Here is a 24,552-nt window from a genome sequence, read left to right as displayed (position 1 = left end):
TGTCATATTGAGTTTAAAGGTTATTTTTAGGGTCTAGTATTTCTCTTAAGCCATCACCCAGAAGATTAAAACCTAAGACCAAAAGTAAAATCGCAATCCCAGGAAAAATACTGATATGAGGGGCTTCGGTCAGGTAGTAACGACCAGAGTTAAGCAGCATTCCCCATGTGGGTGTAGTGGGAGGAGCGCCCAAACCTAAGAAGCTAAGTCCTGACTCTACGATCAAGGTTCCTGCCATAGCAAAGGTGGCTTGCACGGTCATAATTCCAATAAGGTTAGGCCAAATGTGTAAGCAAACCGTTCGTATAGATGATGCACCTAAGGCTCTGGAGGATTGTACGTATTCTTTTTCTTTAAGATGTAAGATTTCACCGCGAACTAAACGGGCAACGCCTGCCCAACCAGTAAGTGACATTGCTAAAATCAAATTTTTTACAGATGGTCCTAGTGAAGCAACAAGTGCGAGGGCAAGAAGAAAGCCAGGGAAAGCGTGAATCATATCAATAAAACGCATAATAACAAAATCAGTGTAACCACCTTTATAACCAGCGACAGAACCTACGATAAGACCAACAAGTGTTGTGATAAAAACTACGCTAACAGCAACAGTAAGACTTAAGCGTGCGCCCCAAAATATGAGAGTCATCACATCCACCCCATTTTCATCGCGGCCAAAAGGCGCGCTCATATTGGGGGCATCATAGCGTTGGTCTAACATATAGTGTTGAGGGTCAGGTAAGGGCAAAAATGGGACGGCAACAGCGATAAAAATATTTGCCAGAACAATAAAGCTTCCAATAAATATAAATACACTTCGTTTGCTTAACTTCATCAGCTGATCCTCATCTTAGGATGCACAAGGACATAGGCCATATCGGTTAAAAAGTTCACAATAATGTAGATCAGAGCAATGATCAGAACGCAGCCCTGTACCAGAGGATAATCGCGGCGTTGGATGGCATCAAAAAGTAAGGTTCCAAGTCCTGGCCAATCAAAGATGGTCTCGGTGATCACAGTGCCCGTAAGAACAGAACCAAATTGCAAACCCACGATGGTGATGATTGGAATAAGTGCATTTCTTAAAGCGTGGACAAAAAAGATTTTAAACGTAGAACACCCTTTGGCTCGTGCCACTTTCACATAGTCTTCATGTAAGACATCAAGCATAGAGGCCCTTGTCATGCGCATAAGAATAGCACCAAGTGGAAGTGCTAAACTGAGTGCGGGCAAAATGAGGTGTTCTATCCCCCCGCGCTCTCCAACAGGTAACCATCCTAAAAGAATGGCAAAGAGATAGATGAGGAGAGGTCCTAAGAAAAACCCAGGGAAGGACATACCCACCAGACCAAGACTTACAAGGGCGCGATCAAAAAAGGTGTAGCGTTTTACAGCAGCAATCACCCCAAGGGGAATCCCCCAAAGCATGGCGAAAAGCATCGAAGCCAGTGACAGCTCAATGGTGGCCCCGATTCGGTTTGCGATCATTTCAAAAACGGGCTTTTGGGAAAATAAAGAGGTCCCCAATTGTCCCCGTGAGGTGGAAGTTAAAAAGCGTACATATTGCGTCTGTAGGGGTTGGTCTAAGCCCAGTTGCGTGCGCATTTCTTGTTTGTCTAAGGGATTGGCAAGGTCTCCCAGAATCAAGTCCACGGGGTCCCCTGGAATCCAATGGATAAGAAAAAAAGTCAGAGTGAAAACACCAAAAACAACGGGGATGGTAAGCAGTATTCTTTGGATTAAAGCTGACAACATGATTTAAGAATCTCTTTTTCTTTCTGGGCAAAAAATGTTTTATAAATAGAATGAGTTTCTGCTGTTTTGATATGGGGTTCAACAGATTTGCATTTTGACAGTGTGATATTTTGTCGTTGATCGACAGAGCGTAACAAGTGTCCATGATAGGTGTGCTCGGTGCTAAAGTTCTTCCCATCCACGCTATGAATCAGTTTAATACCGTCAGAATTTTGATCCAAGCGAGATTTGGAAGATTTAAGTTTTCCTGACTTGGCGTCAAAGACCTGAACGACTAATTCCTGCTGGGGCTTGAGGTCCTCAATCTTTTTTTGTGAAAAGATCAGATCGGTCACTCGTGATAAAAAGACGGTTCCCTTGGGCACACTTAAGGTGTGTTTCTTGGCTTTATTTTTAGGAGTGTTTTGTGTGTAATCCACAGAAAAGTTTTGGTCTTTCTTTTTAAATTTTCCCGTGAGCTCTTTAGAAATCTTGTTATCAACGCTTAATTTATACTGAAATGAAATGGGTGAGAAGTAAGAGTCACTTGTGGTGTTGAGCTGCTCTTCTAAAGAGGAGGTTTTGTTGTGCAAATAAGTGTAGAGCTTGTGTTCATGGTGGCCATTTTTTTCATTGAAGGCCTTGGTCTCTAGGATAAAGCCGACGTTGTTATTGCCTGCTAGGATCTCATAGCAAAAACCTCCATTATGCAGACTGTTGCCAGAGTGTAGGTCTAGGGCAGAGGTCGTGGTGGAGTTTGCATTAGGAGTGGTATCCAAGTCTAAAGTCTTGCTTTTTGCTGCCCACGTCAGGTCCGTGGGGCAAAAGAACAAATAAACAGTGCTAAAGACTAATAAACTAAGTGCTCTCATCCGATTTATAATTTTAAGGTGCATATGCTCAGAGTCAATCCATGTTCAGATAAATACAAAAATCAAAAAGGACAAATCTCCGTTTTTGTCGGTCTGACTTTTTTAGTTCTCTTCACACTTTTTGCGATGACGATCAATGTGGGCATGATTGTCCACGACAAGATCAATGTGCAAAATGCTGTAGACTTCGCCTCATTGTATGTGGCTCAAAAACAAGCAGAACAGTTAAACGCCATCGCTCACATGAACTACCAGATTCGCCAAGCCCACAAGTTGATGACGTATCGGTATATTGTGTTGGGCACGGTGGGGATTCGAGATAACTCGGATACGGCACCAGGAGCTGTAAGAGCGAGTGAGACAAAGTACGATTTGGCGGATAAGATTCAAAAACCTGCCTGTTATGCTTCGAAAGAACTTTTTACTAGTGTGACAAATGATAACTTTTGTCGCGAAGAACGCTATGCCATTAGATTTTCAGGTATTCCTCACCTTACTGTGATCAATAACAGATGGGGTGGGAACTCCAGTTTGCGTCAAACAACAATCAACTTAGGGAATAAAATCGAAAGAGATACAATGTCTGCTAACGCTTTTGACTGGTGGATGGCATCTATCAATATGGCATCATATAGGATTCAAACAGGTTATAGGCGTGCCCTGATTAAAGCTCTTGCAGAAAACCTTTCAAAGCCTATCAATGCGGGAGGCATGAAAGACCTTGATGGGAAGAGTGTATTTGAAGGAGCAAGAAAGACATTTGAGTACAACCTATCGGAGTCCAACAAAACGACCGCAGTGACTAACTTTCAAATTAGGAATTCCTTACAGGGTCTTGATCGAAAACAATGGTTACCAGAAATTAAAACATGGATGGCACTAATTTATGCAGATAGAGAACTGGGCTCTACTGGTGGACGAGGCGGTGTATTTGAGCCCATCAATCAAAGATTTAATTTTGAGCTTCCTCGGTCTTGGAATCATGCTAATGCTGCTGATGCCAAAGCTTGGGTGAGTAGAGCAGATCCTGATGGTGTGCTAATGAGTTTTACTCAAGGTGCATATCTGGTGTTGCCAGAGGACAGTGCTTTTGAAGATGTATTAGGCTTTGAGAAAAACCCTTGGTATATGGTTTACAATCAAGTTGTAGCTACAACTACATCTTTTGCGCTTTTTAGTCCTACTGGTGGTGTTTCTATTAGTGCTAGAGCCTTTTCGAAACCATTTGGAGGTCGAATTGGTCCTTGGTATTCCAAGAACTGGTCGTCTGGATCTCCTATCTCTAGTGGTGGAAAAACAGTTCCTTTGTGGTCGCCACGTCAAATAGCGGCAGGGCAGGCCCCACCGCAGGACAATTCAATTTCACCAAATTCACCAAAGTACCCAGGAGATCAATTAGGTTGGATGTCTAATTTGGGTATTACTTCGACGGGTAAGATAGCGGGAGCTGGAGCTAAACTCCACTCTAACGATTATGCACATTTAGTTCAATCGCTTTTGTACAACGGGGGTGATGGAAACGCAGTAGCCAAAAATCTAATGCGTGATCGTGAGTTAGCAGCTGTTGCTCCTGACCTTTTTGATATCTACTACTATTCTGTAGATTCTAATTTTCATGAAAATTATCTACACAGGAAATTAGATACCTGGCTTGTCCAAGAGGCAGACTTTAAAGAAATCCCAAGACCTAACCCAACTATTTGGCGTGATATTGGTTTTATCAATACTCCTGCAAATAATAGTTTCTCTGTGCATAGACAACTTAGAGAATCTACACGGGGAACTTATGCTCCTCAAATTTTTTATGCTCTTGAAACGCCTGATCCTACAGGTCGAGCTCATCTTTTGACCTCGTGGGTGGGTGGGATCAATGTGGGTGAATATAGATCGCCTGCATCTGGAACTGTAAAAAATAGATTTGGAAAATGTAAACAATTTAAAGCCTCTCATCCAGCGAATGTTCCTGGAGAATGTTTAGAAGACGGTGGTCGTACAGGGTATTCCGTTAAGATGGTTTCAGGGGATTATTTAAGGTCGCCCAACCTGTCACTTGGAGGAAACGTAGGGCGCATTTTAAACCCTCCTGAATAGCCTCAAATGTTGGTATTGTTGCAACAGTTATAGAGATTCGGTGTTCTTGTTTTATACTGAAACACATCTATACCCAAAAATTTATATCATTAGTCTAAAGTACCGAAACAGTAGAAGTAAGGGTGTATAGTATGAAAAAGAAAGCTTATATATCTGTTTTTGAAAAGAGTGTGGCCATACTTTTAATGGTGGTAGCCTTATCAGTAAATGCTAATGCAAATGAAGTGACTGCAGCAACAAAATCGTTAGAAGCTGCTCAACCTAGGGCGACAACTGCGGAAGAAATGGAACAGGCTACATGTGAAGAACAAAAACCAAAGAGTATTAAAGAGTGCAACCAACCAAGTAATGGTGGATGGCAGGCGGCGGCTCAGATGTTTGCAGGCGTAGCAGGTGCGGCAGCAGGTTTTATGGCAATGGACTCTAGTTCAGATGAAAGCAAATCAGGTCAAGCTTCGCAAATGTGTGCCTTAGCTGAAATGCTAAATAAACTTTCAAGTGCATTAAATGGTGGTCAGAACGACACTTGCCAGAACGCCGCCAATGTTTGTGAGAAAGTATGCAATAAAGAAATTAAAGAGCATCAAAAGAAAAGAGAAGAGTATCTTAAAATGCAACCTCCCCAAACAGGTCTAGCTCAAATTGAAAAAGATAAGGAAGATAAAGCAAAAGAAAATAAAAAGGAATGTATAGACGAAGTTACAAAACAAGCTCAAAAAGCCCAACAACAACAGCAAGCCAATCAAAGCCCTGGGCAAGGTATGAGCCAATGTCAACAAGCCTTAAATGGTGATAAAGAGTCTGAAGAACCAGTAGATTGTTCTAAAGATAAATTTAAAGGTCATCCAAGTTGTGCGGGTATGTCTAACAATCCTGGAAATATGATTGCAGGTAATCGTGATCCTTTTAATATGAGTGGAAGAGATGAGGGCGACTTTGATTTGCCTTTAGATGAAAATAGCTCAGCTTTTAATGGTAACGGATCAGACGGCGGCGGAAGTGGCAGCGGATCTGGTGGTATGGGCTTTATGGGCGGAAGTGGCAGCGGATCTGGTGGTGGTGAATCACAAAAGACAGGTGGAGCTGCAGGCCGTAGTGGTGTTGGATCTCTATATGGTGGCAGTGAAGGCGGTGGAGCTGGCGGTGCTTGGGGAAGTATGGCTGGCGATGGTAAAGGCGGTAAGGGTCTTTCTCGCCTTGCTAATAAAAAGTCAGGGGTGAAAGTTCCTACGCAAAGAAAATTAGCAGGCCATAAATTAGGTGCGGGTGAGTTTGGTTTAAGCACAGATGATATTTGGACCAGAGTGTATTTAAGAACAAATACCAGATGTACTAAGCAATTGATTTCATGTGCAGCAAATAAGTCAACAGATCCTTATGGAAGAAAATAAATTTAAGAGGTTTATGATGAAGAAGTTATTTGTTTTACCTACCTTAGTTTTGACACTTTCGTTTGCGAATCCAGTTTTGGCAAGCAGCGCAGGTGGAACTGCAAATGGTCTTGGTATTGGTGAAATGGCCAACGCAGGTATTAACGGTGCGATTGGTGCGGCGAATGCTCCTAGATGTTTTAAAACTCCACCTAACCCAGAAGCTTGTATCACTATGATTTTGAGTTTCTTGCAGTTAGCGATGAGTTTGATGCAAGGGGGGCAGTCTTTTGATGCGCGAGACGCTCTTTCTCCTGGCGTAGACTGGTCTATGGATCCAGGTGTGATCAACCCCGAAGATAATCCTATCCCAGGTCACTTGGACCCAGGTTGGTTAGATCCTCTTAAAGATGCCATGAAGACAGGAAAAAAATCTGACTATGAAAATGCCAAAATCCAAATGGAAAAAAAGGCACAACCTTATTTAGATAAGTTAGCAGCTATGGGTTATTCTGTGGATGCAAATGGGAATGTGAAAGGACCGAATGGTGCTATTGATCCTTCGAGTCTTTTAGGTGATGGGGCTGCTGATAAATACCTTGCAGGCTTATCTAATAAACTTGGTGAACTCGACACCTCTGGTGGTGGTGGAATGATCGCGGGCAGTAGTGGGTCTGGCAGTGGTAGTTTTGGCCGTGGCTTAGCCAGTGATGACGATGACTCCTCTGGTAAAAAGGGTGGCGTCGATGACTTTTTAAATAAGCTTAAAAAGGGTGAAGTCGATGGCTCAAAGCTTTCAGGTATGTCTAAAGGTGCAGATGGTGACCGTTTGGGCGTGGCTATGAATAATATCTTTAGAATGATTCAAATTAAATACACAGCCATAGATAAAGACAAGCAATTTTTAGAAAAATAAAACCTAAAAACCCAATTAAGATACAAAGGGATTTCAATCCCACGACAAAAAGACTTGGTGCAGACTAGGTCTTTTTTTTAACTTGTCCCGATTTTTAATTCCCACGTACAATAGAAGTCGCAAAAGAAAATTCTTACAAGGAGTTTGTGGGTGAAGGTCGTTGGAATCATGAGTGGAACAAGTCTAGATGGTGTGGATTATGTGTTATGCCAAGATCGCTCTGCAAAGTCCAAAAACACAAAGTCCTCTTCATCCAAGTTGGGTCAGCCTCTTAAATATTTAGATCAACATTTTATCCCTTTTAAAAAAGACTTACGTGATGCGCTTTTAAAAGCTACGGCCAATGAACTTAGCCTCTGGGACACAGCCCGTCTGCACTATGAACTGGGTGCTTTTTATGCCGAGGGTTTAAAGAAGATCGTTAAAAATAAAAAATGGAAATTTGATTTGATAGGACTGCATGGGCAAACGGTATTTCATCAACCTCCCCATAGCACATTACAGATTGGGGAACCTAGCTTTTTAAAGCAAGAATTTAAAGTGCCTGTGGTGGCGCAATTTCGCAATATGGACATTGCACAGAAAGGACAGGGCGCACCTCTAGCCCCCTTTTTTCATAAGGCTTTAATGACTCCCTATAAGGACTGGGCCTTTCAAAATATTGGTGGCATGGGCAATGTCACCTATGTAAATCAAAAAAAACTATGTGCCTTTGATACGGGCCCTGGAAACATTTTGATGGATGAGACCATGACCCACCTCTATCAAAAGACCTTTGATAAAGATGGCGCTATCGCCCATAAAGGTTTGCCGCATGTGGAGCTGGTTGAGGATTGGCTTAAGGCTATCCCTTATTTTTCTAAGCCTGTTCCCAAGACATGTGGGCGCGAAAATATGTCTTTAAAAGTGTTAGAGAAATCTTTGGAAGGACTACGCAAACTTTCGCCAGAAGATCAAATGGCGACACTTATGGAGTTCACCGTACTTAGTCTAAAGGATCAGTACCGCCGATTTATAAAAACGCCACCTCAGTTGATTGTGGTATCAGGCGGGGGCGCGAAGAACAAGCGTCTTATGCAAAGAATGGTCTTCCATTTTCCTCAAAGCCGTGTCACCACCAGTGACGAGCTTTTGGGTTGGCCAGTAGACGCCATTGAGGGAGGGGCTTTTGCGTGGTTGGCTTTAAAAAGATATAGGAACGAAGCCATCAGTGACTTGCCCACTGTCACGGGGGCCAAGACTGCGGTCACTTTGGGTGTGATCTGTTAGTGAGAGCCTAAGATTTCTTTTTCAATCCCAGAAGAGATAAACTGTTCTGGGTCCCAGTGGGGAGTAAAATATTTTTGTGTTTTATAAAACGACGAGAAAGAGTCTAAAGAGTAACGCCCCGATTGCAGATGGGCTTTGACCGCATCAAAACTTTCCACAAAATCCTTGGTCTTTCCAAGTTCAAACCAATCCCAATCGTTTAAAATAGAAACATGAATATTTTCCTGTGAAGCCAAAGGAACAAGAACATCATGAATGATATTCTGGGGGCCACCCGTGAGATGAGAAAATATTTTTTTTGAAAAAAGCCCAATGCCTATGTAATGCGTGCACGCCCCTGTCATTGCTGTATTTTTTGAATGTAAGCCCGCGCCCGTCAAAGTTCCATTGTGCGAATGTAATCCTGAAAATGTAACCCCCGCACCTTCTTTGGCAATGGTGAATAAGGTAGCTAAACGATCTTCATGGATATGTTTAAGAATCTCTTGCTCAAACTGCATAAGGTTTTGATAGATAAATAAAGAGTCGGCGTTGATCACTAAAAAATGCTCTTCAGTTTCTAAAAAACTCTTGGCATTAAAGATGCCACCACCACTGTCTAAAAGGTCTTTTTCAAAAAACTCTTGCCCTTCAGTAAGCTGGAATTGTGCTAGGGCCTGTTGCAGTGTCTGTCTGTGATGATGGGTGTTATAAGCCCAATGTTTAATCCCAAGCTGTTGGGTGAAATGATAGGGATATAAAATTTGGGGTAATCCCCAAAACGGAATAGCGGGTTTGGCTATCTGATCTGTAAATGGCTTTAGGCGAGTGCCTAGCCCTGCGGCTAAAAAGAAGACTTTATTTATATTTTGCAAGATCGTTCACTTATTTTATGTGTGGTAAAAAGCTCTTTTAAAGCCTCGTAGCCTTCGAGTGTCGCAAGTAAGGTCTCAACATTCTTAAGTGTGGGTTGGATGTACTTCAAATAACGAGTGTCTTTTTTGGCATTATAAAAGCTTGAAAAACTTCCGCAGGCTTTCAGTGTTCTTTGCAAAATTTGGATTTGATAATTTTGATAGAACTCCTCCCAGCTTTCTGGATAAAGGTCTGAGGTGCGATCAAAATAATATTGCAAAAGTTCGAGTTCAATTTCTGAGGGCAGGGTCACATAAGAGTCCCGCAGTAAAGAGACCAAGTCATACTGTTTGGGGCCTAAACGTGCATCTTGAAAATCAATCACATAGGTCTCGTTTTTGTGAAGCATGATGTTTCTGGAGTGGTAATCCCTGTGACAGACCACCTGGGGCAGTGAGCTTAAGTGATTGCAAATACTCTCAAAATCCGAAACAAGATTCTGTTCAAAATCAGCGCTCAAGTCCAGCTCAAAGAACTGCAGCAGCAGGTTCTTGCGCATGTAGTTCATCTCCCACAGAAGTTTTTCTGTATCAAACTCCATGTGGAAACAGGGGTAAGATAGATTTTTATCAATCGGAATACGGTGAATTTTGATCAGCTCATTGATGGATTTGATGTAAAAGGGCAGAGCTTTAAGTCGGTCTTGGCTTTCCCAAAAACGTCGTTCTAGGGTGAGGTCTCCAAGATCCTCAAGAAGGATATATCCCAGACTAAAGTCATGGCCCAGCAGCTTGGGAACATGCACCTGCTGTTGTTCAAACAGGTCTCGGATCTGCATAAAGTGTTCGCCCATGGTCTTTTCTTTTTTAGGAAAGATCATAAGGATATAGCTGGCGTTAGAGTTATAAATGCGAACATATCTTCTCGCACTGGCATCCCCAGCTAGGGCTTGGAATTTCAAATCCTGTAAAGAGATATGGCGGTTAAGAAAATCAATGGTGGATGGATTGTCTCGAAGTTCTGGGCACATATTTAAAGGCTACTCTGAGAGAGTGGAATTCTCAAGATGATTGTCAGAACCTCGTGCCAGGAACTTGGGGCCACAATCCCACTTTAAAAACTATGCCCCTGCAGTCGATACTTTTGCTGAACTCCAAAGGCTTTGTGCTCCACAAAACCCTATGAAAGTAGAAGCCATCGAGGCAATGGCTAAAGGATAGGGACTCGCTATTTTTTTCTTACAAAAAATGTAAATTTCTCGTAAACGACAGGACCTTAGGCGAGAGCCTATTGTGCCCAGGGTCTTAACTCTGCTATATGCGTTTTGGAGCAAAACGGGTATGGCCTGAGGTTTGCTAATATTTTACAGGATATGAATAACTTATTCACGCTTTACACCACTCAAAAACCCCTAGAAACCCCTATCATGAACGGGGAGCAGGTCGCTGTGCAGAACCTGATCCGCATTCTAAAGAACACTATGAACATGCGTGCAAAATGTCTTTTAACGTCTATAAACTCGCCTGTATTTGAATATTTTGACAAAAAACGTCCCAACTATCGAATCCTCAAAGGAGGACAGACGGGGCTGTTTCCTGTGTATAAGCAGGGCAGTCTGTGGGGTCTGATTCAGGTACAGTCCTTTGAGCTGATTGATCGTAATCGCGCCCAAAAGGTCCTAAAAGCGATTAACGAATTGTTACTCCCTCACCTCTGCCAAGATGGAAAATTTAAGCCCAAGTCTTGTGAAGGTCTAAATGTCTTTTTAAGCTGTAAAGTTCCAGATGATCGCATCAAGTTTGCTTTAGAAATTTTGGACCAAACGACAAAGTCGTGCATGCTCTATTGGGAGGCCTTAACTCCTATGCCCAGTCGTGTGAGTGAGTTGTATGATATTCCTGATACACTGATTTTTATCAAAGAAGTGTTGTCTTTAACCCCTGAACAAAGAAAATTGATCTCTCTGTACATGAACCTGCCTGATGAACTGCGTGGCGCACAGCTTGTGATCTCCAGTTCGTATGGGTTTTCTGAAGTGAAAAAGATCCTGCACGATGACCCCTTATTTTTAGACACCTTAAAGAGATACAGATTTGATATCCAGCAGTCCTTCCAAGAAACTTCTAAAGAGGATTTTGTAAAAAAACTCAGCCACACTTTGTTAAACACTACATCCTACGGCCATCTATACTAAAAAAGCCACCTTGCGGCGGCTCCTTTTAATTTAATTGTTCTTTGCAAAAAATAATTATTTAGCGATTTTGCGTTTTTCAAGTTCGTATTTTTCAACTTTCATAATGAGGCCAGCCCTGCTGATCCCAAGTTCTTTGGCCAAGCGGGATTTATTCCATCCTGTTCTTCTTAAGCCTTCACGGATCATTGTGCGTTCTAAATCCTCTAAAGCATCTTTAAGTTTACCATGAACTCTTGTGCCTTGAACTTTGCTTTGCTCAGTCACTTCATTGATTTTTCCAGAAAGCATATCAGCTGTGATTTTAGTTTCATTACTGCTTAAAACCAAAATGCGTTCCATCTCGTTTTGTAACTCACGAACGTTACCTGGCCATGCATAATCATACAGTTTTTCTAAGGCTCTTTTATTAATGATCTTTTTGTTACTGTCATTGGTATTCTTGTTTAAAAAGGCTTCGGCTAAAAGAGGAATGTCCTCTTTGCGATCTCTTAAAGAAGGTACACGCAAGTTGATCACGTTTAAGCGGTAATACAAGTCTTCTCGGAATTCGCCTTTTTCAACCATCTCTTTAAGATTTCTGTTGGTCGCAGCAATAATTCTCACATCTACGCGTCTAGGCTCAGTAGATCCCACAGGGATAAATGTACCTTCTTGTAAAACACGAAGAAGCTTCACTTGCATTTGTGGAGAAGTGTCCCCAATCTCATCCAAAAAGAATGTCCCTTTGTGGGCCATTTCAAAAAGACCTTTTTTATCTTTGATAGCACCAGTAAATGACCCTTTGACGTGTCCAAAGAGTTCACTTTCAAGCAAGTTATCGTTGAAGGCCGAACAGTTTTGAATGATAAAAGCTTTATCTTTTCTGGGTGAGTTGTAGTGAATGGATTTGGCGATCAGTTCTTTACCTGTCCCGTTTTCACCTTGAACAAGAACTGTAGTTTCAGAGTTTTTGATTTTATCTAATAAACTGTACAGATTTTGCATGGCCTTAGACTTACCAATCATGTTGTCATATTTGTATCGGCTTCCAAGTTCTTTGTTCAGTTCTTTAATTCGATTTTCTCTATTAGTGATTTCAAGGTGAAGAGTGATGACCTCTTGGCTCACAAGCTCAATTAAGTCCACAAAGTGTTCGCGGTCACCTTCATCAATCACTTGAATTTTTGAAACAGCCTCTTCGATTTCACTTGGGCTTAAACCAAATACAGCCAGTCGCTCTTTAATGTCTGATAAACGTGCACTGTCAGAGCTGTCTTTAATGAAACCTAATGCGACGACAGTACCCATAAAATCATTTTCAATAATGATAGGGAAGACGGCAACGTCATATCCGATGGCATCCCATTTACGAAGAGCAAATCTATTATCTGTTAGTTTTAAATCGTCTATGGCTTTGACAACAGTTTCTGACAAGCTATCTGCTGCAGAATCTTTAGACAACAAATGAACGGTAGATGGGTTAAAGTATTTTTGTTTGTCAATGCCAGAAAGTTTCAGCTTTCCTCGGTCATCAGTGAACAAAATGTCGGCATTCCACCAAGAGCCTACGATGTGTTTAAGTTTACGAATCACATGTATATGCTCGAATTCATCCCAATTGATCATAATCTTGTCTCCTTTGTCGACAAACTTTTTGACATAACAACTTATCGACTAATTTGTAGACATCTTTAATCGACCAAAGTTTAGTTTTACTCGACCACCGCCTCCTTAATTTTCGTTAACTTCTATCTAGGTTTTGAATGTAAATACCTCATCAAAACAGCCCAGCCGACTTCGGGTGCAAAGCGTCTTCGGCATGCATTAACCTCTGGGACTAAAGTCCCACAGGCCAACGCATGTCGGATACGCATTGCTCGCCTCGGAGGGCTGTTTTGATGAGGTATTTACATTCAAAACCTAGATAGAAGTTAATGAAGATTAAGGAGGCGGTGGTATTCGCCTTGTTGGTCGGCGAGTTCTTGGTGTGTTCCAGTTTGAACCACTTCGCCGTTTTTAAGGACGATGATGCGATCAGCGTTTCTGATGGTGGACAGCCTATGAGCGACGACAAAGCACGTTTTATCTTGCATAAGGGTCTGTAGACCCTTCTGGACCTCGACTTCATTGTCGGTGTCTAAGGCGCTTGTGGCTTCGTCTAATAGAAGGATGGGGGCGTTCTTTAAAAAAGCGCGAGCGATGGAGATGCGCTGTTTTTCGCCACCGCTGAGCCTTTGTCCTCGGTCTCCCGCTAAGGTCTGGTATCCATCGGGTAAAGATTGAATAAAGCTATGAACATTAGCGGCTTTGGCAGCGGCCTCGATATCAGCGTGAGTGGCGTTGACTATAGAGGCTCGGATGTTTTCTTCTAAGGTGTCTCTAAATAAAAAGACATCTTGGGAAACTAAAGAGATATGTCTTCGTAGTTCATGTAAAGGAATTGCCGTGATGTCTGCGTTTCCAATATGGATGCTGCCTGAATCAGGACTGATAAATCGTTCTAAAAGATTAAGTAAAGACGTTTTTCCAGATCCACTGGGACCGACTAAGGCTACGGTTTCACCACGTTTAATAGTCAGATTGATATTTTTTAAAATATGACGATCGCCAATGCTATAGTTGATATTGTTAAACTTGATGCTGTCCCAATCTGTAGGCATGGCAATGACATTTTGAGGATCAGAGATGTGTTCTTCCCCAACAAGTAAAATCTCTTGCAATCGTACGCGAGCGACTAAGCCTTGTTGAACACGAATGATAGCGTCTTGAGTCTTCTTTGCCGAATCAAATAAAAGTCCAAGAGCCACGCCTGAGCCCATAAATTCGGCAACAGTCATTTCGCCTTTTTTAATGAGTAGACCCACAGTGATCAAAACAGCAGCCACAATCACAGTGGTGAAGGATTCCGTGATTGGACCACTGGATTCTTCTAAGAGGGTGATTTTTTTTCTGAATTTGTAGAATTGATCGACCTGCTTTTTGAAGCGTATTCTGATTTTTTCCTCAAGGTTAAATGAACGAATGATGCGTGAGCCATCTAAAGTTTCTTTTAAGGTACTTGTGATTTCTTCTAAATTTTCTTGGTTTCTACGACTGTTTCTGCGGATGGACTTAGTAAGAGCGACCACAAATACAGCGACAAAGATTAACAAAACAAAAAGGAAGGCCATCTGTTTAAGGCTTGTCACGTATAAAAGAAAAAGTAAGGAGCCCAGGCACACCACGGGCTCTTTAAGAAGGTCTGCGGTTTTGGTAAAACCATTATAAATTTGGTTGATGTCATTGAGCATACGGCTGATCAGCCCGCCTGAACCAGATTTAAACTGTTCTAAATAAGAAAGCGGGGACTGTAAGTATTGATTTAAAAGTTTTTTGCGATGATCAATGCAAATTTTTTCTGCGATAAGACGGGTTTGAGAGCACACAATGAAGCGTGCAATGTTTGAAAAAATATAACAGGCAAGAATCACCAGAGGTAACCGAATGATCTGGTCATCACCTGTAAAGAGGTAGTTATAAAGTGGAGCCACAAACTCTCTAATGGCCACGATAATAGGGTGTGAGGCTTCTTCAAGAAAAGAAGTAGAAAGTTCCTCGGGACGTTCCCATAAAGTGAGCAAGCGTGATGTGAGCCAAGGTAAAGTGGACTTTGTGATCCCCGCGATCAGCCCCACAACAATCAAAGCGATAAAGCCTCCCAGATAAGGGGCAATATCTTTTTTAAGTAAGTGAAGGAGCTTGATTTTCTTTTGATCCATAGAGGGGTTCACCGCTTAAATATTGTTTTAAGTAGCGGGCAGTGTAAGTCTTTTTCTTGGCAATATCAACAGGAGTCCCTTCGGCAATGATCTTCCCGCCGCCTGATCCTGCCTCAGGGCCAATATCAATGACCCAGTCTGAATTTTTTATAATCTCAAGATTATGTTCAATAAGAAGCACTGTGGCACCGCCTTCTACAAGCTTTTGTAAAAGTTTAAGCAAAAGTTCGATCTCTCTGAAATGTAAACCAGTTGTGGGTTCATCCAGAATATATAAGGCGTTGTGGGCTTCAGAAGTTAAAAATTGTTTGGCTAATTTGAGTCTTTGAATCTCACCACCACTGAGTGTGGAAAGGGCTTGACCCAATTTAAGGTGTTCTAAGCCCACCTCTTTAAGAATACTCAATGGTTTTCGTATACCTTGATAGGCCACAAAAAACTTAAGAGCCTCTTCTGCTGTCATTTCCAAAACTTCATGAATATTTTTGTTGTTAAACTTCACTTTCAACACTTCTTGACGAAAGCGTTTACCCTTACAGTCTTCGCAGGGAATTAAAATGTCATCCATAAAAATCATATCCACCAGCTCGTGACCTAAGCCTTTACAGGTGGGGCAACGTCCCCCATCAACATTCAAGCTGAAGGTGCCAGCGGTAAAACCTTGGAATTTGCTTTCTTTGGTGTCGGCGTAAAGACTGCGAATAACATCATAAATTTTAAGATATGTAGCGGGATTGGAACGTTGAGTTTTTCCAACAGCATTTTGGTCCATTAAAAAAACGTTACGCAAAAGATGTTCACCCACTAATTTTTTAAAGGGAAGTGGTGGCTCGGCACTGATATTGAGCTTCTGTGCCAATGCTGGATATAGGGTTCCTGTGATAAGGCTCGATTTTCCAGAGCCACTCACGCCTGTCACTGTAATGAGTTTTTTTAGAGGAATTTGTAAAGTGACATTTTTTAAATTATTTCCAACTGCACCTTCAAGGGTGATGAAAGAATCTTTTCGGCTGACGGGTCGAACTTCACGAGGTGGCGTCCAGCTTTGCAAAGTTTTAAGATAATGAGCGGTAAGACTATTAGAAGCTAAGAAGTTTTTGGTTTCACCAGAATAAATGATCTCTCCGCCTTTGTGCCCAGAACCAGGCCCTAATTCGATCACGCGTTCGCTGTTTTGAATGACATCGTGATCGTGTTCCACAACGACAACGGTATTGCCCAGCTCGTGTAGACCTTTAAGGATTTCAATCAGCCGATCGTTATCACGAGAGTGCAAACCAATAGTAGGTTCGTCTAAGATAAATAAAGTTTGTGACAAACCCATGCCCAATTGATGAGCCAAGTTCATTCTTTGGTATTCCCCTCCAGAAAGAGTGCGAGTTAAGCGATCTAACGTAAGGTACCCAAGGCCGACTTTGTTTAAATATTCTAAACGTAATTTAAGTTGCCCTAAAACTTCTTTGCAAAGAATTTGATCGTGCTCACTCCATTTGAAATTATAAAAAGCGTCCAGTAACTCGCTCAGGGGCATATTGCAATACTGGGTGATGTTTTTACCTTGAACGGTGATGTCATCCACCTCAGTTTTGAGGCGAGAACCATGACAGGTCTTACAGGTGAAAGAGCTTTTATAACGAGCCAGAAAAACCCGCACGTGCATTTTATACTTTTTGGTTTCCAGGTACTCGAATAAACCTAAAACCCCAAACCACTTTTTGTGTCCTTCCCAGACTTTTTGTTTATCTAAGGGTTTCATTTTTACCCATGGGGTATGAACATCAATCCCTTCGGCTTCGCAAAATTTAATAAGCTTTCTAAAGTCGGCTCTTCCAGAGGGCATGGCAAAAGGGGCAATAGCTCCTTCCATAAGAGTTTTCTGTGGAAAAGGAATCACTTTGTGTTCATCAACTTCAAGTCGATTGCCAAACCCACTACAGCTTTCACATGCACCTAGAGCACTATTAAAACTAAAGAGCTGAGGAGACAGAGGTGGAAATTTAAAATCACAGATCGGGCAGGCGTTCTGTTCTGTATAGCGCTGCAAAATATTGTCTGTAGTCCAAACAAAAGCCTCACCATGGAGTTCTGTGCTGTGGCAACTTAAATAGGCGTCATAAGCTTGTTGAAAGGAATCAAAAATACGCCCAAGATCATCCTCTTCGATCACCAGTCGGTCTACGACAATAAAGAAATCTTCCTTGATGTAGTCTAAAGCTTCACTTGTATTTAGATCAAAGACATCAATTTCTGAAGTTTTATAAAAGGAAGTGCCTTTTTGCCAGGTTTCTTGATCAAAAGCAGCTCCTCGTAAAAACCCTAACTGTATCAAATGTTTTAAAAGTTCTTTGTCTTTATAGGCGACCAATTTTTGATAAATAGGGAAAAGAATGTAAGCGCGAGACTGAGGAAAAGCCTTAATGACGTCCTCGGCAGCATCAATGGGGCTTACTGTTTTAAGTCTGATATTGTGGTCAGGACAAAACGTTTGTCCTACTTTTGAGAAAAGCAGTCGTAAATAATCTGTGATTTCCGTACTTGTACCTACAGTAGAGCGTGAATTACGGACTCCATTTTTTTGTTGAAGCGCGATAGCAGGTGGGATGTTTTCTACAGAGAGCAGGTCGGGCTTGGGGGCTTTGTTGATAAATTGTTTGGAGTAGTTTGACAGAGATTCAATGTAGCGACGTTGTCCTTCGGCAAATAAAGTTTGAAAGGCCAAAGAACTTTTACCAGAACCACTAGGGCCACAGATAACAGTAAAAGAGCCAATGGGAATAGAGACATCAATATTCTTAAGATTGTTTTGTTTGACTCCCTTTAGCTCAATGTTTTTCATCCAGACAAATCTTCCTTCAAAAATTCTTTTTCATCTATCTGTTCATCAGAAGATGAATTCTCTTGAGGTTCCATGCCCTCTTCAAAAGCTTGGGGATACTTCTTGTCAGAATAGTCAGTGGCAAGCTTTCCTGTTTTGGCATCGATCTCGACGGTCACAATACCACGTGGGACAGGAAAGTCTACAATAGGAAGGTCCTTGTGAGCCTCTCTCATGTATTGAATCCAAATGGGCAGAGCAGCACGGCCACCTACTTCGCCACGGCCCAGAGTGCGCTCCTGTTCGTATCCTACCCATACTCCTGTAGCAATTTGAGGAGAGTATCCAATAAACCAAGCATCATAATAATTATCGGTGGTTCCCGTTTTACCTGCTACGGGTCTATTGATGGAAGATGCGGCACGCGCAGTACCACTCTCGTCAAAGATCACACCACGTAAGATGTCGGTCATGACATAAGCGGTTTGTGGTTTGATCAATTGATCCTCGTCTCTTTCAAAAACAAATTTATCCGAGACATCACCAAAGGCCTGTCTATCAAGGACCCGCTCTTTCCATTGCTGCTCTCGATTTACAATCTCTTCCTGAAAGCGTTTATCGAGAGAAAGATTTTCTAAAAGGACTTCGCCTGCCTCATCATAAACTTTTTTTATGATTAGAGGACGAATGCGCTTTCCTAAGCGACCAAACTGCGAATATGCTTTAGTCATTTCATACAAAGTTACGCCACTTGAACCCAAAGACAGAGTGATGTCGTTGTTTAGGGGAGAAAAAATCCCTAAGCGTTGCGCATAAGACATCACCCAGTTCACGCCAACCTTATCAGTAATACGAATGGTGGGGACGTTAAGAGATCTTACCAAAGCATCACGAAATAAAATATCGCCATGAAAATCTTTGCTATGGTTGGAGGGCTTATACTTGTTGTAAATGGTTTCGTCTTTAGTGGATTTTTCTTTGTCTTCTTCTTTAAAAACGATAGGGATATCAAAAATTTCTGTGTTGGGTTGAAAGCCTTTATCTAAAGCGGCAGCATATACGATAGGTTTAAAAGATGAACCTGTTTGGCGAGCCGCTTGAATGGCTTTGTTGTACTCGGTTCTTTCAAAGCTGTACCCGCCGACCATAGCAATGATCTCTTGGGTCTCTTGGTCTAAGGACAGCAGAGCGGCATCGGCTTCAGGTTCTTGCTCCAGTTCTAGGTGCACGTAAGTGTCGTATTGAAAGATCTGACTTTTTTCTTGTGGCTTCAGTTTGCTAAAGGCTTCAGTTTTAATGCGAGAGCCGACAACTCGAACTTGAATGATGTCTCCCACTTTTAAGGCTTGCGAAGGAAATTTGATCTCTGCAAACTTCGCCGCTATAGAAGGATCGGGTTTACGTGCCCACTTCATACTTTCAAAGTCGATCAATCCTACGGTGTCTGGAAGTTGCACTTCGACAAACCCATACTTATCTAAGACCTTAGTGACAATCCCTTCAACCACATCACCAGTGGCAATAAAGCTGGGGAGTGTATTGCTGCTACCAGCGTTGGCCATAACAAGGTTGTTGTCTTCACTGACCTCCACCACCTTTCCTTCGGCGTCAATAGTGATAAAGGGTTGTTGTTTGTTAAGAAGCTCTTTCTTTTTTTCGGCTAAAAAATTAAGAGCTTCAGTTGGATCAGAAATATTTTTAATAGGTCCACGATAGCCTTGTCGCTTATCTAATTCTTTAAGTCCTTGTTTTAAAGCCTCTTGAGCTTGCTTGTGTTTTTCTATATCCAAGCTGGTAAAGACTTTAAGTCCTTTATCAAGCACAGTCTCTTCACCAAGTTCTGCGACTAAAAGTAAACGGACGGTTTCAAGAAAATATGGAGCCACTTCTTTATAGTCTGACATGTAGTTCACTTTAAGCGACATCTTTGCGCTTTCTTCACGTTGTTCTTCGGTGATGAATTTTTCGTCGCGCATTCTTGAAAGCACATACAGTTGGCGAATCTTAGCTCTCTGAGGGTTACGTACTGGGGAGAAGCTAGAGGGAGCCTTAGGTAGCCCTGCTAAAATAGCAGCTTCGTGAATCTGTAGCTCCGTAGCGGGTTTTTTAAAGTAAACCTGAGAGGCCATTTCGATTCCGTAAGCCCCTTGTCCAAAATAAATTTGATTCAGATACAGATACAGAATCTCTTCTTTGCTAAGGTCCTTTTCCATTCGTCGGGCTAAGATGGCCTCTTTGATCTTTCTATCAATGCTGCGTTCAGAGGTTAATAGGATCTGTTTGGCAACCTGTTGGGTGATGGTAGATCCACCTTGTACTGTACGCCCTGCGCGCAAGTTGGCAATCATAGCCCTAAAGATGGCTTGAAAATTAATGCCGTTATGGCGATAGAAGTCCGAGTCTTCGGCGGCGACAAAAGCTTGCACCACATAAGGGGGAAGTGTTTTGATGTCGATGACAATACGTCTTTCGCGTAAGAACTCGCCAATCTTCTCGCCGTTTCGGTCAAAAACTTCGGTGACTTTTAAGGGGGTATAGTCTTCGGCTTTAATGATTTTAGGGAGTTTAGAAGAAAAACGAGAGATGATGATGGTGAGAGTGAGAACTCCCACGAGTCCTAAAAACACAAAAGCACCAAGGATGTATTTCCAATATTTTAACATAAAATTTTAGCCTCAAGTTGTCGAGTTTATGTGGATTTTGCCAAAAGCAAAGTTATCTCAAAAATTTACCATTCTAATAGGGTGGGATCAATCACTGTCTTGTGAAAACTGTGCTTATATTGCGAGAGAGGTGGGGCTAAAAACAAGACCTCACTTTTATTCGAAGTGAGGTCTTTAAAAAAGGTTTTATAGGTTTTAATTAGGCTAAAGTTTTATTCTGTCGTAGTAACACCTGATGTTGCGTCAGCAGAGGTTCCGTCACAGATTCCGCCCACATAGCTATTGACGGTTTTGATAGCGCTTTCGCAACCACAACCTCTTAAGTTGTCAGAAGCCAGACTTTTGATGTCGTTAATGCCTGCCATAGCTTCTTTAAAACGCTTAAGGTCGTCGTCGTTCAGTGCAGAGGCTTTGGCTTTTTCGGCCTTTGCGATCTTAGTGTTCACTTCATCCACCTTTTGCTTTTCTTTTTCAATTTTCTCTTGGATGGCTTTAACCTTAGCAGCAGCTTGCAGTTGTTTCATCATAAGCTGTTGCTCTTTTTGGGTTAAGCCTTGATCAGCCTGTGCTTTTTCTATCATGCTTTGTGTGTCTTTGATGGAGTTCTGAGTAGGAATGGTTTGGATCTGAGCTTGCAGCTGAGTCTGTTTATTTAAAAGCTCAGCACGTTGGGCATTCAAGAACTCTGTTTTTCTGGCGATTTGTGACTGTAAAGCCATATATTTCACGCCAAAAGCATTGTTACCGCTGACAGACATACATTTTCTGACATGACGTTTTTGCAATTCATTTCCAAGGTCTTCTAGGCTTCTTTTTCCCATAGCATAAATGGTGGACTGTCTCACTCCACAATTACCGCCTCTTTGAGTACAAGTACGCATTTTAGTGACAAAGGTGGAGGCCTTTTCTCGACCTTCAGCGATACATTCAATGCGAGATGTAGCGATAAGGTTAGTCATGGCATTGCTGTCTTCCATTGTGGCAACATGCAGTTCACGAATCTTTTGTTGTAAGGCTTCAATGCCTGCTTGAAGTTTTTCGGCATGTGTAGCGGCCTCAGATTTGTTTTCAGCAAGTTTTTCTTTTAAAGCTTCTTCGGCAAGACGCTTCTCGCTGATCACATCTTCTTGTTGTCCTTTTAGGTCTTCGATTTCACTTTGAGCCTTATCTAAGTCTTCTTTCAGTTTTTCTTCAGCTTTTTCTAGCTTCTCTTTCTCTTTTTTAAAGCCTTCAATTTTATTATCAAGCTCTGAGCGTGTGTCAGCAGATTCTTGTTCTCTAATCTTCTTACATTCGTCGCTATCGCCTTGGCCGCTATGACATTTAAAAAGCTTACTTACACAGTCTGTACCTAGTTTGGTAGCAGAACAGGCTGAAGTCATTTTAGAGATCCTGTCATTGATATCTTTATTGTTATCATCGCACGCTTTTTGCAACTTTTCTTCAGGCGTAAGTTGTGGTGTGGTGTTAACGTTGATAACTTGTTGTCCTGTTGGAGCGGCGCCTTGAGCGGCAGTATCTGTAGCGGCTGCTTGTGGTTGCGCTGCGGCCTCGGCGGCAGGAGGAGTCGCTTCCTCTGCTCCTGTGATTACGGTTCCACCAGTGGCCCAAGCTGTGTTGGGTGCACTAAAATTGAGTGTAAGCCCGAATACGCAGGCTAAAATTATTGCGAAATTGTAGCCTACTGTTAAGTTTGTATACACTTTAAACTGTCTCATATGCTTTTTCCCCCTGAAATTGCACATTCATACCCCAATGAAGCAAGGACAGTGCCAAAATGTGTCACCTTGAGAAAAAAATAAACGCCGATAGAAGCAAGCCAGTAGAAATAAATCCACAAATCTAATAGCAAGTGTAAACAAGTTTAATACCATCTCAAAATGAGACAGATTATTTTTGCGACTCTTATTGTAGACGCAAATTCTTTTAAGAACGCGGGGCGCAGGTATGGCGGGTGGCCAATGTGAACACAAGACTAGGACGAGAGAGTGGCATCTATGCCCAAGCATAGATATGTGGAACTCAATGTGAACACAAAGCTAAGGCTAGCATTGTAATAGGTTTCGAATATTTCTAATGGAACTATAAAGAGTGAGTAGGCTTTAAATAAAAAAATCTGTGGGACTCTAACAAGAAAGTAAACCCAGAATTTAAAGTGGGCACCATGATAATTGCTTTAGGCTTCTCGTTATCTGGCTTTGGGGCCTCCACAAGCTTGCACACCGCAATCAGGGACAGTTCCCGAATCTATTTCTTGTAGGGTTTACTTATTCTTTGAGTCCTACAGAATATAATCACTATACCAAATTCTACGAAAATCGACTAGGTCTAGAGTTCAAAATGTGTTTAATTGGGACGTAGGGCAAGCTAAAATTACCATTGACAGAGCGCTTACGCGAGCGGTTTAGTACAAAGGATTATGTCTAATATAAGCTCGCAAACTGACCTGTTTTCAAAAGAGACGGGTGAAATCCAAGATGAAGAAATTAAGGTATTAAGTGTCTCTGATCTTAATGGCCTGATTAAACAATCTATGGAAAATCAATTTTCCTTGATTTGGTTGCGTGCAGAAATCTCGAACTTCAAGGCCCACACCTCAGGGCATTTTTATTTCAGCCTTAAAGATTCTCGCAGTCAAATTTCAGCGGTGATGTTTCGTGGTTCTAATATGCGCCTGCAATTCAAACCCAAGGACGGAATGGAAGTGATCGTCAGGGGCCGAATCAGTGTCTATGAACCTAGGGGAAATTATCAAATTTTGGTTGAAAAGATGGACGCTGTGGGAGCGGGTTCGTTGCAAAAGGCCTTTGAGGATTTAAAGGCCAAACTGCAAAACGAAGGGCTCTTTGCGCAAGAGCATAAAAAAACTTTACCTAAGCTTCCTAAAAAAATTGCTTTGATCACAAGCCCCACGGGTGCGGCGGTCAAAGATATGGTTCAGGTTTTAGGTCGTAGATACAGATCGGCAGAAATTTTGATTCTTCCTTCATTAACCCAAGGTGAGGGTGCGGCACAGAGCCTTATCGAGTCTGTGCACCTCTTAAAAAAAATCAAAGTGGATGTGGCGATCATTGGACGAGGTGGCGGTTCTATCGAAGATCTTTGGTGTTTTAACGATGAGAATCTGGCAAGAGCCCTCTACGAGTGTGACACTCCGATCGTGTCTGCTGTGGGACATGAAATTGATTTTACGATCTGTGACTTTGTTTGTGATTTGAGGGCTCCTACTCCTTCGGCTGCTGCCGAACTGGTTTCGCAAAACGTAGAAATAGTGAGAGAAGACATTAAAAACAAAGCTAAAAATCTATTACTCCACTTTAAAGGACATATGGCGCGTAAAAAGGCAGATACTCGTTTATTAAGTCAAAAACTGGTGGACCCCAAACGCAAACTGCAAGACATGTTCATGCGATGTGAAGAGCGTCGTCAGCGTTTAGTGAGCGTGGTGCAAAATCAAATCAGAATGCAAAAGATGAGTGCTAAAAATTTGCAAGATCGGTTGCAGATCCGAAGTGGTTTTAGCCAAGTCAAAAAAGAACATCTATTCAGTCTTTCAAGTAGACTTCTGCCTGGACTTACAAACCCCATGAAGATCAAAAAACAGCAATTTATAAGAAGCGTTCAACTGCTGGACTCTTTAAACCCATTAAGCGTACTGCATAGAGGTTTCTCTGTAGTCAGAAAGGAAACCCAGCTGGGGCAAGTTTTAACAGAAGCAAAGGACGTGCAAGTGGGTGAAGCTCTGTGGGTGGGCCTTGCAAATGGGTCAATGAAAACAAAAGTATTAGAAATTGAGGAGAATAAACAATGGCAAGCTCAAATAAAAAGACCGAACAAACAGTAAACTCTTTTGAATCTAAGATTCAAAGGTTAGACGAAATTGTGAAGTCTATGGAAACAGGAGAACTTCCTCTTGAGGAGTCTTTAAAGCTTTTTGAAGAAGGCGTAAAATTATCTCGAGAGTGCCAAGGAGAACTTGAGGCAGCGGAACAAAAAGTCGAAGTGCTGCTCAATGCAGAGACCATGCAGACTCAAAAATTTGAGAGCAAAGACTAGAGTC

The 24,552-nt window shown here is 42.0% G+C and carries 17 protein-coding genes and 1 other RNA gene; 7 read left to right on the top strand and 11 right to left on the bottom strand.

All coding sequences use genetic code 11. From position 1 onward, the window contains the following. Positions 1-13: 13 nt before the first annotated feature. The 3 genes from M9899_00585 to M9899_00575 are packed head-to-tail and all read right to left on the bottom strand — an operon-like array spanning position 14 to position 2,603. Positions 14-832 (bottom strand): ABC transporter permease, encoded by an 819-nt coding sequence (locus tag M9899_00585; GenBank protein ID MCO5112649.1) that lies wholly within the window; start codon positions 830-832, stop codon positions 14-16. Then, the gene (locus tag M9899_00580; GenBank protein MCO5112648.1) at positions 832-1,752 is read right to left on the bottom strand and encodes an ABC transporter permease; all 921 of its coding nucleotides are present in this window, start codon (positions 1,750-1,752) and stop codon (positions 832-834) included. Before M9899_00580 ends, M9899_00585 begins: the two co-directional genes overlap by 1 nt. After that, positions 1,737-2,603 (bottom strand): hypothetical protein, encoded by an 867-nt coding sequence (locus tag M9899_00575; GenBank protein ID MCO5112647.1) that lies wholly within the window; start codon positions 2,601-2,603, stop codon positions 1,737-1,739. Before M9899_00575 ends, M9899_00580 begins: the two co-directional genes overlap by 16 nt. A 24-nt stretch (positions 2,604-2,627) precedes the next feature. Here M9899_00575 and M9899_00570 point away from each other — a divergent pair, with 24 nt between their 5' ends. The 4 genes from M9899_00570 (at position 2,628) to M9899_00555 (ending at position 8,249) form a co-directional block, all read left to right on the top strand. Next, the gene (locus M9899_00570; protein ID MCO5112646.1) at positions 2,628-4,694 is read left to right on the top strand and encodes a Tad domain-containing protein; all 2,067 of its coding nucleotides are present in this window, start codon (positions 2,628-2,630) and stop codon (positions 4,692-4,694) included. 131 nt (positions 4,695-4,825) lie between these two features. Next, positions 4,826-6,085 carry a hypothetical protein gene (locus tag M9899_00565; protein ID MCO5112645.1) on the top strand — a complete coding sequence of 420 codons (1,260 nt, stop codon included), beginning with the start codon at positions 4,826-4,828 and terminating at the stop codon, positions 6,083-6,085. Between the two features lie 13 nt (positions 6,086-6,098). Then, complete coding sequence (locus tag M9899_00560) at positions 6,099-6,980, top strand: hypothetical protein (GenBank protein ID MCO5112644.1); 882 nt, start codon at positions 6,099-6,101, stop codon at positions 6,978-6,980. Between the two features lie 150 nt (positions 6,981-7,130). Further along, positions 7,131-8,249, top strand: coding sequence for an anhydro-N-acetylmuramic acid kinase (locus M9899_00555; protein MCO5112643.1), 1,119 nt, complete (start codon positions 7,131-7,133; stop codon positions 8,247-8,249). Here the strand turns inward: M9899_00555 and M9899_00550 are convergent. Together M9899_00550 and M9899_00545 are read right to left on the bottom strand one after the other, a co-directional pair. Beyond that, complete coding sequence (locus tag M9899_00550; GenBank protein ID MCO5112642.1) at positions 8,246-9,103, bottom strand: sugar phosphate nucleotidyltransferase; 858 nt, start codon at positions 9,101-9,103, stop codon at positions 8,246-8,248. The two genes, M9899_00555 and M9899_00550, sit on opposite strands and share 4 nt — an antisense overlap. Continuing rightward, entirely contained in the window at positions 9,091-10,113 is a 1,023-nt protein-coding gene (locus M9899_00545) for a phosphotransferase (GenBank protein ID MCO5112641.1), read from the bottom strand. The genes M9899_00550 and M9899_00545 overlap by 13 nt, the downstream gene beginning before the upstream one ends. 342 nt (positions 10,114-10,455) lie before the next feature. On the opposite strand from M9899_00545, the gene M9899_00540 reads away from it, so the two are divergent. Next, positions 10,456-11,277 carry a hypothetical protein gene (locus tag M9899_00540; GenBank protein ID MCO5112640.1) on the top strand — a complete coding sequence of 274 codons (822 nt, stop codon included), beginning with the start codon at positions 10,456-10,458 and terminating at the stop codon, positions 11,275-11,277. 54 nt (positions 11,278-11,331) lie between these two features. Here M9899_00540 and M9899_00535 read toward each other — a convergent pair whose 3' ends face one another. From M9899_00535 to ssrS, 6 genes are all read right to left on the bottom strand, one after another. Further along, positions 11,332-12,882, bottom strand: coding sequence for a sigma 54-interacting transcriptional regulator (locus M9899_00535; GenBank protein MCO5112639.1), 1,551 nt, complete (start codon positions 12,880-12,882; stop codon positions 11,332-11,334). Between the two features lie 305 nt (positions 12,883-13,187). Further along, a complete protein-coding gene (locus M9899_00530) occupies positions 13,188-15,014 on the bottom strand; it encodes an ABC transporter ATP-binding protein/permease (GenBank protein ID MCO5112638.1) in 1,827 nt (608 codons plus the stop codon). Beyond that, positions 14,977-17,850, bottom strand: a complete 2,874-nt coding sequence (uvrA, locus tag M9899_00525; GenBank protein MCO5112637.1) for an excinuclease ABC subunit UvrA — start codon at positions 17,848-17,850, stop codon at positions 14,977-14,979. Before uvrA ends, M9899_00530 begins: the two co-directional genes overlap by 38 nt. Further along, positions 17,847-20,492: a PBP1A family penicillin-binding protein gene (locus M9899_00520; GenBank protein MCO5112636.1), complete on the bottom strand. Its 2,646-nt coding sequence runs from the start codon at positions 20,490-20,492 to the stop codon at positions 17,847-17,849. Before M9899_00520 ends, uvrA begins: the two co-directional genes overlap by 4 nt. Positions 20,493-20,704: 212 nt before the next feature. Continuing rightward, positions 20,705-22,210, bottom strand: a complete 1,506-nt coding sequence (locus M9899_00515) for a hypothetical protein (protein MCO5112635.1) — start codon at positions 22,208-22,210, stop codon at positions 20,705-20,707. Between the two features lie 391 nt (positions 22,211-22,601). Then, a non-coding RNA gene (gene ssrS, locus M9899_00510) (6S RNA) lies at positions 22,602-22,785 on the bottom strand. A gap of 126 nt (positions 22,786-22,911) precedes the next feature. On the opposite strand from ssrS, the gene xseA reads away from it, so the two are divergent. Together xseA and xseB are read left to right on the top strand one after the other, a co-directional pair. Next, positions 22,912-24,336, top strand: a complete 1,425-nt coding sequence (xseA, locus tag M9899_00505; protein ID MCO5112634.1) for an exodeoxyribonuclease VII large subunit — start codon at positions 22,912-22,914, stop codon at positions 24,334-24,336. Next, positions 24,300-24,548: an exodeoxyribonuclease VII small subunit gene (gene xseB, locus M9899_00500; protein MCO5112633.1), complete on the top strand. Its 249-nt coding sequence runs from the start codon at positions 24,300-24,302 to the stop codon at positions 24,546-24,548. Before xseA ends, xseB begins: the two co-directional genes overlap by 37 nt. The last annotated feature ends 4 nt before the right edge of the window (positions 24,549-24,552 follow it).

The sequence above is a fragment of the Pseudobdellovibrionaceae bacterium genome, assembly GCA_023954155.1.
Classification (GTDB): Bacteria; Bdellovibrionota; Bdellovibrionia; order Bdellovibrionales; family UBA1609; genus JAMLIO01.
The sequence above is the reverse complement of the archived record's forward strand: the minus strand, read 5'-3'. Positions and strand labels throughout refer to the sequence as shown.

Coding starts and splice junctions, on each gene's coding strand:
- M9899_00585 (MCO5112649.1), bottom strand. CDS start 832: ATGAAGTTAAGCAAACGAAGTGTATTTATATTTATTGGAAGCTTTATT.
- M9899_00580 (MCO5112648.1), bottom strand. CDS start 1,752: ATGTTGTCAGCTTTAATCCAAAGAATACTGCTTACCATCCCCGTTGTT.
- M9899_00565 (MCO5112645.1), top strand. CDS start 4,826: ATGAAAAAGAAAGCTTATATATCTGTTTTTGAAAAGAGTGTGGCCATA.
- M9899_00530 (MCO5112638.1), bottom strand. CDS start 15,014: ATGGATCAAAAGAAAATCAAGCTCCTTCACTTACTTAAAAAAGATATT.
- M9899_00520 (MCO5112636.1), bottom strand. CDS start 20,492: ATGTTAAAATATTGGAAATACATCCTTGGTGCTTTTGTGTTTTTAGGA.
- xseA (MCO5112634.1), top strand. CDS start 22,912: ATGTCTAATATAAGCTCGCAAACTGACCTGTTTTCAAAAGAGACGGGT.
- M9899_00535 (MCO5112639.1), bottom strand. CDS start 12,882: ATGATCAATTGGGATGAATTCGAGCATATACATGTGATTCGTAAACTT.
- M9899_00515 (MCO5112635.1), bottom strand. CDS start 22,210: ATGAGACAGTTTAAAGTGTATACAAACTTAACAGTAGGCTACAATTTC.
- uvrA (MCO5112637.1), bottom strand. CDS start 17,850: ATGAAAAACATTGAGCTAAAGGGAGTCAAACAAAACAATCTTAAGAAT.
- M9899_00570 (MCO5112646.1), top strand. CDS start 2,628: ATGCTCAGAGTCAATCCATGTTCAGATAAATACAAAAATCAAAAAGGA.
- xseB (MCO5112633.1), top strand. CDS start 24,300: ATGGCAAGCTCAAATAAAAAGACCGAACAAACAGTAAACTCTTTTGAA.
- M9899_00560 (MCO5112644.1), top strand. CDS start 6,099: ATGATGAAGAAGTTATTTGTTTTACCTACCTTAGTTTTGACACTTTCG.
- M9899_00575 (MCO5112647.1), bottom strand. CDS start 2,603: ATGAGAGCACTTAGTTTATTAGTCTTTAGCACTGTTTATTTGTTCTTT.
- M9899_00545 (MCO5112641.1), bottom strand. CDS start 10,113: ATGTGCCCAGAACTTCGAGACAATCCATCCACCATTGATTTTCTTAAC.
- M9899_00540 (MCO5112640.1), top strand. CDS start 10,456: ATGAATAACTTATTCACGCTTTACACCACTCAAAAACCCCTAGAAACC.